A 13,181-nucleotide genomic window follows, 5' to 3' on the forward strand; every position below is an offset into this window, starting at 1 on the left:
TTCTTTTCCTAATCTAGAATTGCTTTTCTAACATATAGAAAAATGCTTTGATTCACAATGGAATCAAAGCATTTTAAAGAGCTCCCCATACATAAGCGCAGAAGCTGCGGTTCCTCTGTACTTAGCTTCTTCTCTTTTAATAAAGCGAGCTAAGTTGAGCAACTCAGGTGCCGGATGTTTGGGATTTAGGAGCAATTCACGATTGACCAGGCCTGAGAGACGAACTGCCAGCAATTGCTCATTTGTAGTAGACAGTTTTTTAGCAGTCTCTAGGAGAGCAGCAACTAAATCTTCACTCAAATCATGTCGAGCATGATTGTAAAGATCTTTTACAAGGATTTCTAGGTTTGGTTCTACCATCCCTACCACCTCCTTAAGTTTAATAATTTTTAATCAAGTCAACTGTTGAACGATCCAATTTTTTCACCAAGGCTTGCAAGAAAGCTTGAGCTTCTAGGAAGTCATCCATTGCATAGAGGGTTTGGTGAGAGTGGATATAACGAGCGCAAACACCGATTGTTGTTGATGGGACACCACCATTTTTCAAATGAGCTGCGCCAGCGTCTGTTCCGCCTTTACCACAGTAGTATTGGTACTTGATTCCAGCTTCTTCAGCAGTTGTCAAAAGGAAATCCTTCATCCCTGGGAGAAGCAAGTGACCTGGGTCGTAGAAACGAATCAAGGTTCCATCCCCAATCTTGCCTTGACCGCCATAAACATCACCTGCTGGTGAGCAATCAACTGCTAGGAAGACTTCTGGATCAAACTTGGTTGTAGATGTATGAGCACCGCGGAGACCAACTTCTTCTTGGACGTTAGAGCCAAGATAGAGTTCATTTCCGAGTTTTTGACCTGACAGAGCTTCTGCCAACTCGCTCACCATAAGAACTCCATAGCGATTGTCCCAAGCTTTTGAAATGATATTTTTTTCATTGGCTGTTAAGATAGCGGAACTATCTGGGACAATGGTGTCACCAGGACGGATTCCAAAGCTTTCTGCCTCAGCCTTATCCGCAAAACCGCCATCAAAGACGATATCTGCAATGGCAGGCATGGTTGGTCCGCCCTTACCACGAGTCAAATGTGGCGGAACAGAGCCTGAAATCACAGGAATTTCACGACCGTCACGAGTAAAGAGTTTAAAGCGCTGGCTACTAACCACCATAGGATTCCAACCACCGATTTCTACGACACGGAAGGTACCATCTGGCTTTATTTCGCTGACCATAAAACCAACTTCATCCATGTGAGAAGCGACCAAGACGCGCGGTGCATCTGCAGCTTCTGAATGTTTGATACCAAAAATACCACCCAAGCCATCTGTCACCACTTCATCCACGTGCGGTGTCAACTTTTCACGAAGATAAGCACGGACAGGTGCTTCATGACCTGAGATCGCAGCAAGTTCTGTTACTTCTTTGATTTTTGAAAATAATGTTGTCATTTCAGTTCCTTCTTTCTTTCATCCATTTTACCACTTTTTATAGGAGAAGGATAGCGGGAAGGTGGATTTCTAAGTTAGTATCTTAGTTTTGCTCTATCTTAGAAATGAATTGTATTCTCTTGCATTTGAAGTAAAATCTAAAAAAATTCCAAGATTCACTCGAAATTTTATTCCCAAACAAAAAAACAATCCGATGCCAAAATCGTTCAGATTTTTCATAAAATTTGCAGAAAATAGTTGACTTTGCCTTCTTATTTCTTTAAAATAGTACAAAACTAGGAAAAGGAAAAAATCATGACCAAAACAATTCTTGTTACTGGTGGAGCTGGCTACATTGGCTCCCATACCGTTAAAGCTCTTTTAAATGCTGGCTATCAGGTACATGTTCTAGATAATCTCTCTACAGGAAATCGTTCGGCTGTAGATAGTCGTGTTAGCTTTAAACAACTGGATGTTTATGATGCTAGTGCCCTAAAAGCTTACTTGGAAGAAAACAAGATTGACGCTGTTCTGCATTGTGCGGGTGAGATTGTTGTGAGCGAAAGTATTGAAAATCCAAGTAAATACTTCACTGCCAATGTTGCTGGTATGAACCAAGTTCTCAAAGTCTTATCTGAAGTTGGCATTCAAAAAATCATGTTCTCTTCGACTGCTTCCCTCTATGGTAATAACTGTATTGACAAGCCAGCAACTGAAGATACCCTGCTCGATCCTGTCAATCCTTATGCAGAGACAAAACTGATGGGCGAACGAATGATTTACTGGATGGCTAATCGCTACGACTGGAAATATGTCATTTTCCGTTACTTTAATGTTGCTGGGGCTGAAATGGATGCTTCAAACGGCCTGCGTGTGAAAAATCCAACTCACATCATTCCCAATATCAACAAAACCGCATTGGGACAAAATGATAGCCTGAAAATATTTGGAGATGACTACGATACACGTGATGGTTCATGTATTCGAGATTACATTCATGTCTTGGACCTTGCACAGGCTCATGTTAAAGGAATGAACTACCTATTTCAAGAAAACAGTTCTTCTCAAATCTTTAACTTAGGAACTGAAAAAGGCTATACCGTCAAAGAAATCTTTAAAACTGCTGAAGAACTACTGAATCAAAAAATACCACACGAAATTGTTGCTCGCCGTGCTGGGGACCCAGCCAGCGTCCTAGCAGACGCATCAAAAGCTAAAAAATATCTTGATTGGAAGGCTAGCTACTCCCTCGAAGATATTATTTTATCAGATTATCGTTGGCGTGTTAAAGAAGGCAAAAACATTTTGGAATAGGATAACAAAGGAGAAAGCCTTGGCGCTCTCTCCTTGTTTTATTCATTAAATTGTCAGAAAATTTATTGACAGATTAAATAAATCATGTTACAGTAATATCCGCAGGTATCTTTCAGTACCAAATCTACATGAAAGGATGGGGTATGAAACTTTCTCATTATTTAATTGGCTTACTTCTACTCCTAGTCTTTCTCTCTATTAGCATTGGGACCAGTGATTTTTCATGGGGAAAACTCTTTGCTCTGGATCATGAAACTTGGCTTCTCTTTCAAGAGTCCCGTCTTCCAAGAACCATCAGTATTCTCCTGACGGCCTCTAGTATGAGTATGGCAGGACTTCTCATGCAGACTATCACTCAAAATCAGTTTGCTGCTCCAAGCACAGTTGGAACGACTGAAGCTGCCAAACTGGGAATGGTGCTGAGCCTCTTTGTCTTTCCGTCGGCTAGTCTGACCCAAAAGATGCTCTTCGCTTTTGTTTCATCCATCACATTCACCCTCTTCTTCCTAGCCTTCATGACTATTTTTTCTATAAAGGAAAGGTGGATGTTGCCTCTGATTGGGATCATCTATAGCGGGATTATCGGTTCTGTGACAGAAGTTATCGCCTACCGTTTCAATCTGGTTCAGAGTATGACAGCTTGGACCCAGGGCTCCTTCTCCATGATTCAGAATCATCAGTATGAATGGCTCTTTTTAGGCCTCATCATCCTGATAGCCGTTTGGAAATTATCCCAAACTTTTACCATCATGAATCTGGGCAAGGAAGCCAGTGAGAGTTTGGGGATTTCTTACTCCCTACTTGAAAAACTGGCTCTCTTTCTGGTTGCTCTAACGACTAGTGTCACCATGATTACCGTGGGTGGCTTACCTTTTCTCGGAGTTATTGTTCCCAATCTTGTTCGCAAGCGTTATGGAGATAATCTAAGTCAGACCAAACTTATCGTCGCACTGGTTGGAGCCAATCTAGTTCTGGCTTGCGATATCCTATCCCGAGTTCTGATTCGACCCTATGAGTTGTCTGTCAGTCTTCTACTAGGAATCATTGGTAGCCTCGTCTTTATCCTACTTCTATGGAGAGGGGGACGAAAAGATGCAGTTTAAAAGCAAACATACCAAACTCTTCTGCCTTCTCATTATTCTCGCCATCGGAGCTTGTCTTCTCTACTTTTGGCCCATCACTCACTTGTCAGCCTTTGCTTGGAAATTGCGTTCCCAAAAAATTGTCGTTTATCTCTTGGTAGCTATCGCGACTGGGATTTCGACCATTAGTTTTCAAACCCTGACGGAAAATCGTTTCCTGACTCCTAGTATTTTGGGAATCGAATCCTTCTACGTCCTACTACAAACTCTGCTACTGGTTTTTGAAAGCAAGTTTCTTCAACTCGGGAAGTCTCCCATCTTAGAATTCCTAATCTTACTTCTTGTCCAATCCCTCTTCTTTCTCGCCTTAGAAGGCTACCTGAAGACGCTGATGAAACAAGATCTGGTCTTTATCCTGCTGATTTGTCTTGCCCTCGGAAGTCTCTTTCGAAATATCAGTACCTTCCTTCAGGTCCTGATGGATCCAAACGAATACGATAAACTGCAAAACGGTCTCTTTGCCTCCTTTCAACATCTCAACACTTCCATCCTAGCCATCGGCTCTCTGATCATCATTGCTTTGACAATCTTTTTCTTTCGAAAAGCAGTCATTCTGGATGTCTTGCACCTACAAAGAGAAACAGCTCAGATATTGGGACTCGATGTTGAAAAAGAACAGAAAGAGCTCCTCTGGGGCATCGTACTTTTAACTTCAACGGCCACTGCCTTGGTAGGGCCTATGGCCTTCTTCGGCTTTATGCTGGCTAATATAACTTACCTGATTGTCAAAGATTATCGGCACAAGTTGCTCTTTATCGTAACTATTCTGATTGGATTTATTAGTTTGACCTTGGGACAAGCCCTCATCGAACGAGTTTTTGCTCTGGAAATTCGCATCAGCATGATCATCGAGAGTGTGGGTGGCTTCTTATTCTTTATCTTACTTTATAGGAGGGCGCGTCGGTGAAACTGGAAAACATTGACAAATCCATTCAAAAACAGGATATTTTGCAAGGCATTTCGCTTGAAGTCAGTCCTCAGAAACTGACAGCCTTTATTGGCCCAAATGGTGCTGGAAAATCGACTCTCCTCTCCATCATGAGCAGACTGACCAAGAAAGATCAGGGGATTCTCAGTATCAAAGGCCGTGAAATCGAGAGTTGGAATTCACAAGAACTAGCTCAAGAACTCACTATCCTAAAGCAGAAAATCAATTACCAAGCCAAATTGACGGTGGAAGAACTGGTCAGTTTTGGACGATTTCCCTACAGTAGAGGACGACTGAGACCAGAAGATTGGGAAAAAATCCGAGAAACTCTGGACTATCTGGAACTGACCAACCTAAAAGACCGCTACATCGATAGCCTGTCTGGAGGCCAGCTCCAGCGGGTCTTTATCGCTATGGTACTGGCCCAGGATACAGACTTTATCTTGCTAGATGAACCGCTCAACAATCTCGATATCAAGCAAAGCGTCAGCATGATGCAGATTCTCAAGCGACTGGTGGAGGAACTAGGAAAGACCATTATCATCGTCCTCCACGATATCAACATGGCCAGTCAGTATGCAGATGAAATTGTCGCCTTCAAGGACGGTCAAGTCTTTAGCAAGGGAAGAACAGATCAAATCATGCAGGCTGACCTGCTCAGTCAACTTTATGAGATTCCCATCACGCTGGCTGATATCAATGGCAAAAAGATCTGTATCTATAGCTAATAACATATAAGTTCAAGTTAGAGAACCTTCAATCTCTTAGTCAATAAAACCTAGAGACTCCCTGAATCGTTATCACATTTTAAAAAGGAGAAATCATGAAAACATCCCTCAAACTTTACCTCACTGCCCTAGTAGCCAGCTTCTTGCTCCTACTTGGTGCATGTAGTACAAACTCAAGCACTAGTAAGACGGAGTCAAGTAGCTCTGCTCCAACAGAGGTAACCATTAAAAATTCACTAGGTGTAGTCACACTTTCAAAAGTCCCTGAAAAGATTGTGACCTTTGACCTCGGTGCTGCGGATACTATTCGCGCTTTAGGTTTTGAAAAGAATATCGTCGGAATGCCTACAAAAACTGTTCCGACTTATCTTAAAGACCTAGCTGGAAAAGTTAAAAATGTTGGTTCTATGGTTGAGCCAGACCTAGAAGCCCTTGCTGCTCTTGAACCAGACCTAATTATCGCTTCACCACGTACCCAAAAATTCGTAGATAAGTTCAACGAAATCGCTCCGACTGTTCTCTTCCAAGCAAGCAAGGACGACTACTGGACTTCTACTAAGACCAACATTGAATCCTTAGCAGGCGCCTTTGGTGAAACTGGCACACAGAAAGCCAAGGAAGAATTGGCCAAGCTAGACAAGAGTATCCAAGAAGTCGCTACTAAAAACGAAAGTTCTGACAAAATAGCCCTTGCTATCCTCCTCAACGAAGGAAAAATGGCTGCCTTTGGTGCCCAATCTCGTTTCTCTTTCTTGTACCAGACCTTGAAATTCAAACCAACTGATACAAAATTTGAAGACTCACGCCACGGACAAGAAGTCAGCTTTGAAAGTGTCAAAGAAATCAATCCTGACATCCTCTTTGTCATCAACCGTACCCTTGCCATCGGTGGGGACAACTCTAGCAACGATGGCGTCCTAGAAAATGCCCTTATCGCTGAAACTCCTGCCGCTAAAAATGGTAAGATTATCCAACTAACACCAGACCTCTGGTATCTAAGCGGAGGCGGTCTTGAATCAACAAAACTCATGATTGAAGACGCACAAAAAGCTTTGAAATAAGCAACTTCAAACTCAACTAACAACTTTACATGATAAACCGCATCCTATCAAGCTCACTCAAACCTGATAGGATGCGGTTTTATTATTTTATTAAAATCTTTTACCTAACCTCATTCCCCTTCTTGATTTCGTTTGAGGGAAAAATGGTCTGGAACAGGGTCCTTACCTGTTTTCGACCAGGGATGGCAACGTAAAATCCGAGCCAAGCCCATCAAAACACCCTTGAAGCCATGTTTTTCAATAGCCTCAATCATGTAGTTGGAACAAGTCGGCTCAAAGCGACAAGAGGGTGGAAAGGCTGGTGAGATAAACCGTTGGTAAAAGCGCACAGGCGCTATTAAAATTCGTTTCATTATTTCTTGGTTACAGCCATGGTGTGTAGTTGGCTGATTTCTTTTTTATTAAGACGACGGGATTCTCCTGGACGGAGTCCTGTCAAGTCTAGATGTCCAAAACGAGTCCGTGACAACTTGTCCACTTGAAGACCGACAGCTTCAAACATCTTTTTAACCTGGTGGTTACGCCCTTCATGGATAGTCAACTGCACCACAGAGCGATTTTTGACTGGATCCACTTTAAGAATCTCATAGACAGCCGGCTTGGTTTTCTTACCATCAATCTCAAGTCCACGGGTCAAGGGGCGGAGATTATCCTTATTGGCCACACCTTTAACACGCGCGACATAAACCTTGTCAATCTCATTACGAGGGTGAATCATCTCATCCGTAAAGTCTCCATCATTGGTCAAAATCAAGACTCCTGATGTATCCCAGTCCAAACGACCTACAGGGTAGATGCGCTCTTTCACGTTGGGCAAGAGGTCGACAACCGTCTTGCGGCCCTTGTCATCTGTCACACTGGAAATGACACCGCGTGGTTTGTTAAGCAGATAGTAGACCTTTTCTTCATTGTAGATAGGTTGACCTTCAACTTCGACCTTGTCGCCTGACTTGATAGTGGTTGCTAGTTCACGTACCACTTGGCCGTTAACCGTCACCAAACCTTGCTTAATCAGCTCTTCTGCTTTTCTCCTACTGGCCACACCTGCGTGGGCAATATACTTATTGATTCTCATCTTCTTCTATCCTTTCACCAAATAATTGGCTTTCTTGGGCTTGAATCTCAAGCTCATCAATCACTGGTAATTCTTCTAAATGGTTTATCCCCATGTAATCTAGGAAATAATCTGTAGTCACATAGAGGTTGGGGCGACCCAACACTTCTTTTTTCCCGTCTTCTCGTATCAAGTCAAAGGCCTGCAACTTTGCCAAGGCCCCACTCGAGTTGACACCACGGATGGCATCAATCTCTATCCGTGTGATGGGCTGTTTGTAGGCAATTATGGACAAGGTCTCAAGGGCAGCCCGAGATAAACTCTGGTTGATAGGTGCCTTAGAGTATTCCTTCAAAATCTCTGAAAACTGAGGCTTGGTCACCAATCTATAAGCTCCCCCTGTCTCAATCAGAGCCAAACTGGAATCTGGGTCCTTTTCATACTTCTGGGCTAATTTTTCTAAACTCTGTTGGATGCCTGTCGGTGGCAGAGAGAGGAGTTCAGCTAACTGGCGGACTCTAATCCCATCTTCACCCGCTACAAACAAGAGCGCTTCTATTTTTGCTAAAGTACTCATCTTTCCTCTCTATCAAGTCTAGCTTTGGGCCACTTGACTTTCTTCCTTCTTTTCCATGAGATAGATATCTCCGAAACTCTCCTCTTGCACAAGAATCAGCTCCTGGGTTTTGATTAACTCTAGGGTTGCCAAAAAGAGGGTGATAACCTCTTGGACATTCTGGGCTTCCTTGAACAAATCCTGCAAGCGCAATTGATCTCGTCCAGCCAAGGACTCTTTCACGATAACCATCATGTCCTCAATCTTATACTCATCCCGCAGGATAGTCGTATGATTCTGTTCAAACTCCTCTTTTTTCTTGGCTAGGATATTTGAAAAAGCCAAAAAGAGGTCAATGGTCGTCTTGTCATGCACAAGCTCCGCATCTTCGTAAATCAATTCTGTCGGCGCTTTGGAATAGTGCTGGGCCCGTTCTTGGTGCTTGGCTTCCAAGTGTTCACCCAAGAGCTTGAATTTGCGGTATTCTTCGATTTGGGAGAGAAGATCCTGCTCTAGGTCATCTTCCAAATTTGTCACTTCTGCTATCTTTGGCAAGAGCTTGCGACTCTTGATCAACATGAGCTGACTGGCCATGACCATATACTCTCCCGTCACTTCCAGACGCATGGCCTGCAGGGTTGAGACATAGGCTAGATATTGTTCGATGACTTCCGTAATGGGCACATCGTAGATATCCATCTGGTACTTAGAAACAAGGTGCAAGAGCAAGTCCAGGGGCCCTTCAAAATCTTTTAATTTAATATCCATTATCTATATTTTTCTAAGGTCAGGACTGTTTTTAATCCTAATTTTTTTGCAATTTCGTACAAATCGACCTTGTTTTCAATTTGTCGTAGAATGAACTGTTCCCGCAATGCTTGGGCTGATAAGGCTGGAAAACCTTTCTCCTTGACAAAAGCTTCTAACTGACGAAAGGCCCACTGACGGGAATAAGCTTTCCCTCCCCTTTCAAAGAGATAGGTCTGCCCCATCAAGGGTTCCAATTCTGAAAGCAAGGTCGTGGGAATGGTGACAATCCTCTGTTGGGAAGCCTTCTTGATTCGCAACACCTGAAAGTCCAGATTGACGTCCGCAACCTTGAGGGCTAAAATCTCACTCGGCAAGAGTCCCATTTCTAGGATTAAGAGAGCTAGCAAGCGACCCTCTGAATAGTCACTTTCTTGCCAAAAAGAGTCTAGGTTTAACAGTTCTGGCTTTGCCGTCTTCTTTTCAGCTTGTTTGGCTAATTCCAAACGATAAAAGCTATCCACTTCTCCTTTTTGATAGAGAAAGTAGAGAAATTGGTTACAGGCTGAAATCTTTCGCTTCTGGGCGCTGTTTTTTAGATTGGCTAGCTGGGCTTGGTAAATCTTGAGACTGGTCTCAGAAATCCGCTCTCCTACAATGTCTAAAAATTGCTCCAAATCATACTTATAGGACTGCTTGGAATTGGCAGACAAACCCTGCTTTCCCTCTAAAAAGTCTGAAATCCTCTCTCTCATTTGCATCGAATCTCATATTCCTTACTAAAGTCATGCAAGAGGGCATTGACAGCCTTGAGGATAGACTTGCGCGTGATAATCCCTTGGAAAATTCCTGACGCATCCACAACCGGCAAGAAGGACTCATCTACCAGCTTGTGCAAGACCTCCGTAATAGTAAAATCAGGCGAGACGACCGCTACGTCGGTTCTCGTCATATGAACGATATCCGTATCTGCCATGATTTCTTGACTCAAGTCATGCTCCATCTGATAAGCCATAATATCTCTGAGCCCAATCGTCCCAACAAACTGTTTTTCATCTGTCACAACAGGAACACGAGTATAGGTCATCTGACTGAGCAAGAGGGTCGCATGATCCGCATTGTGGGTATCAATCAACACGGCCAGATTTTCAGCAGGGGTCAAAAAAGTTTCCTCCTGCCCCAACAAGAAAGTCTCAAACTCCTTGGCAATCATCGGCTAAACTCCTTGGACAAGCCCGGATACACCTCATGGGCTCGTGTCAAAAAGTCAACTTTGAAATAACTATCATCAATCTCCACACGAGCATAGAGACATTCTCTGATGGTCCCACGTGGTTGACTGATGGAACCTGGATTTAGAAAGAGGGTCTTACCTTCCATCCAAGCGCTTGGCACATGCAAGTGACCATAGAGGCAGATATCGGTCTCTTCTTCCTGAGCCCAGTAGTCCAACTTTTGAAAATTGAAATTAATGTCAAACAAGTGACCATGGGTTTGGATAATCTTGGTCGAACCAAGCTCAGTCACCAAACGTTCTGGGTAGCCGGCGTAGAAGTCCATATTCCCTTTAACAACACGGATGCCTTCCCAAAGGGGAGAATCGGGACGCAGTTCAGAATCGCCGTTATGAAAAACGGCATCAACTTTGCCCACATAGCGATCACGGATTTCTTCCACAATCAAGCTATCGCCATGAGAATCGCTCATTACAATGATGGTTTGCTTTGCCATGATGGAAATACCTCCAAAAGTTTCTTAACGGCTAAGGCACGGTGAGATTGACTATTTTTTTCTTCAAGGGTTAATTCAGCTGAGGACTTGCCTGTCTCTCCTACCAGGAAGAGAGGATCGTAACCAAATCCATTTTCACCCTTAGGTTCAAAGTTAATGTAGCCTGGCCAGTCTGCTTCAACAACCAAGCTTTCCTTGTTTGGACTGGCCACGACTAGGGTTGTATGGAATTGAGCCGAGCGGTCCTTGAGTTCAAAGACCATGGCCAATTCGTGCAAGAGTTTGGCATTGTTTTCACGGTCAGTAGCTCCCACACCTGCGAAACGAGCTGACCAGACACCTGGCAAGCCACCAAGGACATCGACTTTGAGACCTGAGTCATCTGCCAAAACCATCTTGCCCGTTAATTGAGAAATAGTTTCTGCCTTGAGGCGGGCGTTTTCTTCGAAGGTCATGCCTGTTTCTGCTACTTCAGGTAAGTCAGGATAGTCATTAAGATTTTCCACATCGTATCCTAACTTGTCAAAGATAGCTCGAAATTCCTTGGTCTTGCCCTCGTTACGAGTCGCAATCAACAAGGTTTCTCTAACCTTGTTTGTCTCAAAGAAGTCGTGAACATTGACCCCTTCTTTAGGCAATTCCACATACAAGAGTTGCCCATTTTCAACCAAGAGCAGGGCCCCTTGACGTTGAATGACTTCCAAGTTACGTCCCATTTCTTGGTTGAGGATATCTACCACAAAAGACAATAAACGGTAGCGAGAACCATAGCGTAAAACAGCAACTGAAATCGGGAAACCTCGTTCCTCGTCTCGAAAGATTTTGGCCAATCCAACCAGAGGGAAATCCAAGTCTTCATCAGTCAACGTCCGGACGCCACCAAAAATAGCATAGGACCCGACATACCAGTCCTGGTCATCCTTGTATTCATAAATTTTATTTGTCATAATTCTACATGCTCCACATGAATCTCTTTTTCAAGCCATTCTTCACCAATTTGTGCAAAACTTTGGCTGCTGGCTGTTGTGTAAAAACGGTGATGGAGTGGTCCGGCATCGCGACCACGATTGATTTCAAAATAATTAAGTAAGACTGAGATATCCCGTACGCACTCTGCCCCACTATCGATGAGCTGAACCTTGGGTCCCATGACATTTTGAATAATGGGTCTGAGGAGTGGATAATGGGTACAACCCAAAATCAGGCTATCCACCTTTCCAACCAAGGGACGTAGGGTTTCATAAACTACTTTCTTAGTGACACTGGTTGACAGAGCCCCAGACTCCACCAAGGGAGCAAACTTGGGACAGGCCAAACTCTCCACCTGTAAGTCCGGATCCAGATCATTGATTTTCTGTCGGTAGATGTCAGATTGTACCGTCATAGGCGTTCCAATGACTCCGATTTTCCCACCTTGGCTGGACTTGATGGCTGCCGAAGCTCCTGGCAAAATGACACCTAGGACAGGAATATCTAGTTGAGCCTTGATTTCTTCCCAGACGACCGCAGTCGCTGTATTACAAGCAATGACAATCATTTTGACATCCTTGGTCAAAAGAAAGTTGACCAACTGCCAAGTATATTCACGAATTTGCTCAGCAGGACGGGGCCCGTAAGGCGCGCGTGCCGAATCTCCAATATAGACGATTTCTTCATGGGGAAGTTGGCGCATGAGCTCGCGCACAACGGTCAAGCCCCCGACACCCGAATCCAAAAAACCAATTGGTCGATTATCCATACAGTCTTCTTTCTAGTCTTTTTTCTGATTGATAGTTCATTATGATTATTGATCCTTATGAACTGAATGACATCCTAATCAACAACTATCTCTCTTAATCATAATCAAATATCAATAGAATGCAAGGAAAAAGTCTCATCCCTAAAACCATAGCCAACATAGTGAGAAGTCTGGAACTTTCATCCCAGACTTTTCCTTATTTATTTTTTCTTTTTATTGTTAGCAAGGGCTGCCTTTTGTTGGCGGATGATTTGGTGGTAAACTTGTTGTACCTTAGCTTCGCTTGGTTTTTGACCATTTGCACTCAAAAGAGTACGAACTGCTTCAGCATTCAAACGTGGGTTGTCAGCGAATTCTTTTTCAATTTGCTTACGAACCAAGTACATTCCTCCAAGAGCTCCTCCTAGAAAAGCTAGCACAATCAATACAATTGCTAAAAGTAAATCCATCATTTTTCTCCTGTTTCTTTTTGAGTCTCTTTCATTATACCACAAACTAGCCACCCTGACTAGTTTGTTTTACGCTTTCAGGGATGGAATAAATAGCAAAAAGAACCCTGCTTTTCTGCAAAAGAGGGCTCCTTACTGAGTTTATACTCAATGAAAATCAAAGAGTAAACTAGGACGCTAGCCGCAGGTTGCTCAAAACACTGTTTTGAGGTTGCAGATAGAGCTGACACGGTTTGAAGAGATTTTCGAAGAGTATTAATTTCATATTTCTGCCTATCCATTTATACTAATAAAAGACTGAGACACCAGA

The 13,181-nt window shown here is 43.3% G+C and carries 17 protein-coding genes; 5 read left to right on the plus strand and 12 right to left on the minus strand.

Going from position 1 to position 13,181, the window contains the following annotated elements; all coding sequences use genetic code 11:
- Positions 1 to 63: 63 nt before the first annotated feature.
- Both ACLNCW_RS08515 and pepA read right to left on the minus strand, forming a co-directional pair.
- The gene (locus ACLNCW_RS08515) at positions 64 to 360 is read right to left on the minus strand and encodes a hypothetical protein (RefSeq protein ID WP_004255931.1); all 297 of its coding nucleotides are present in this window, start codon (positions 358 to 360) and stop codon (positions 64 to 66) included.
- Positions 361 to 379: 19 nt separating this feature from the next.
- Positions 380 to 1,444, minus strand: coding sequence for a glutamyl aminopeptidase (gene pepA / locus ACLNCW_RS08520; RefSeq protein ID WP_004255930.1), 1,065 nt, complete (start codon positions 1,442 to 1,444; stop codon positions 380 to 382).
- 294 nt (positions 1,445 to 1,738) lie between these two features.
- Here pepA and galE point away from each other — a divergent pair, with 294 nt between their 5' ends.
- The 5 genes from galE to ACLNCW_RS08545 all read left to right on the plus strand — a co-directional run bounded on the left by galE (position 1,739) and on the right by ACLNCW_RS08545 (position 6,596).
- Positions 1,739 to 2,737, plus strand: a complete 999-nt coding sequence (gene galE / locus ACLNCW_RS08525; protein WP_033684762.1) for a UDP-glucose 4-epimerase GalE — start codon at positions 1,739 to 1,741, stop codon at positions 2,735 to 2,737.
- 143 nt (positions 2,738 to 2,880) lie between these two features.
- Positions 2,881 to 3,840 carry an ABC transporter permease gene (locus ACLNCW_RS08530; protein WP_020903104.1) on the plus strand — a complete coding sequence of 320 codons (960 nt, stop codon included), beginning with the start codon at positions 2,881 to 2,883 and terminating at the stop codon, positions 3,838 to 3,840.
- Positions 3,830 to 4,786: an iron chelate uptake ABC transporter family permease subunit gene (locus ACLNCW_RS08535; protein ID WP_024057387.1), complete on the plus strand. Its 957-nt coding sequence runs from the start codon at positions 3,830 to 3,832 to the stop codon at positions 4,784 to 4,786. The genes ACLNCW_RS08530 and ACLNCW_RS08535 overlap by 11 nt, the downstream gene beginning before the upstream one ends.
- Positions 4,783 to 5,535, plus strand: coding sequence for an iron ABC transporter ATP-binding protein (locus ACLNCW_RS08540; RefSeq protein WP_024057386.1), 753 nt, complete (start codon positions 4,783 to 4,785; stop codon positions 5,533 to 5,535). Before ACLNCW_RS08535 ends, ACLNCW_RS08540 begins: the two co-directional genes overlap by 4 nt.
- A 95-nt stretch (positions 5,536 to 5,630) precedes the next feature.
- The gene (locus tag ACLNCW_RS08545; RefSeq protein ID WP_424846012.1) at positions 5,631 to 6,596 is read left to right on the plus strand and encodes a siderophore ABC transporter substrate-binding protein; all 966 of its coding nucleotides are present in this window, start codon (positions 5,631 to 5,633) and stop codon (positions 6,594 to 6,596) included.
- A 110-nt stretch (positions 6,597 to 6,706) separates the two neighbouring features.
- Here ACLNCW_RS08545 and yidD read toward each other — a convergent pair whose 3' ends face one another.
- From yidD to ACLNCW_RS08595, 10 genes are all read right to left on the minus strand, one after another.
- A complete protein-coding gene (gene yidD / locus ACLNCW_RS08550) occupies positions 6,707 to 6,949 on the minus strand; it encodes a membrane protein insertion efficiency factor YidD (protein WP_024057384.1) in 243 nt (80 codons plus the stop codon).
- A complete protein-coding gene (locus tag ACLNCW_RS08555; RefSeq protein ID WP_001222228.1) occupies positions 6,949 to 7,671 on the minus strand; it encodes a pseudouridine synthase in 723 nt (240 codons plus the stop codon). The genes yidD and ACLNCW_RS08555 overlap by 1 nt, the downstream gene beginning before the upstream one ends.
- Positions 7,658 to 8,227 (minus strand): SMC-Scp complex subunit ScpB, encoded by a 570-nt coding sequence (scpB, locus tag ACLNCW_RS08560; protein WP_020903100.1) that lies wholly within the window; start codon positions 8,225 to 8,227, stop codon positions 7,658 to 7,660. The genes ACLNCW_RS08555 and scpB overlap by 14 nt, the downstream gene beginning before the upstream one ends.
- A gap of 18 nt (positions 8,228 to 8,245) precedes the next feature.
- Positions 8,246 to 8,974, minus strand: a complete 729-nt coding sequence (locus ACLNCW_RS08565; RefSeq protein WP_024057382.1) for a segregation/condensation protein A — start codon at positions 8,972 to 8,974, stop codon at positions 8,246 to 8,248.
- Positions 8,974 to 9,708: a site-specific tyrosine recombinase XerD gene (gene xerD / locus ACLNCW_RS08570; protein ID WP_424846014.1), complete on the minus strand. Its 735-nt coding sequence runs from the start codon at positions 9,706 to 9,708 to the stop codon at positions 8,974 to 8,976. The genes ACLNCW_RS08565 and xerD overlap by 1 nt, the downstream gene beginning before the upstream one ends.
- Complete coding sequence (gene cbpB, locus ACLNCW_RS08575; protein ID WP_004260968.1) at positions 9,705 to 10,166, minus strand: cyclic-di-AMP-binding protein CbpB; 462 nt, start codon at positions 10,164 to 10,166, stop codon at positions 9,705 to 9,707. The genes xerD and cbpB overlap by 4 nt, the downstream gene beginning before the upstream one ends.
- Positions 10,163 to 10,684 (minus strand): metallophosphoesterase, encoded by a 522-nt coding sequence (locus ACLNCW_RS08580; RefSeq protein ID WP_101782493.1) that lies wholly within the window; start codon positions 10,682 to 10,684, stop codon positions 10,163 to 10,165. Before ACLNCW_RS08580 ends, cbpB begins: the two co-directional genes overlap by 4 nt.
- Positions 10,660 to 11,631, minus strand: coding sequence for a nucleoside-triphosphate diphosphatase (locus ACLNCW_RS08585; RefSeq protein ID WP_000182403.1), 972 nt, complete (start codon positions 11,629 to 11,631; stop codon positions 10,660 to 10,662). Before ACLNCW_RS08585 ends, ACLNCW_RS08580 begins: the two co-directional genes overlap by 25 nt.
- Complete coding sequence (gene racE, locus ACLNCW_RS08590) at positions 11,628 to 12,422, minus strand: glutamate racemase (RefSeq protein ID WP_033684754.1); 795 nt, start codon at positions 12,420 to 12,422, stop codon at positions 11,628 to 11,630. Before racE ends, ACLNCW_RS08585 begins: the two co-directional genes overlap by 4 nt.
- 200 nt (positions 12,423 to 12,622) lie before the next feature.
- Positions 12,623 to 12,871, minus strand: coding sequence for a YneF family protein (locus ACLNCW_RS08595; protein ID WP_000364990.1), 249 nt, complete (start codon positions 12,869 to 12,871; stop codon positions 12,623 to 12,625).
- Between the last annotated feature and the right edge of the window lie 310 nt (positions 12,872 to 13,181).

The organism is Streptococcus sp. CL6.22, from assembly GCF_049738055.1.
Lineage (GTDB): Bacteria > Bacillota > Bacilli > Lactobacillales > Streptococcaceae > Streptococcus > Streptococcus mitis_DJ.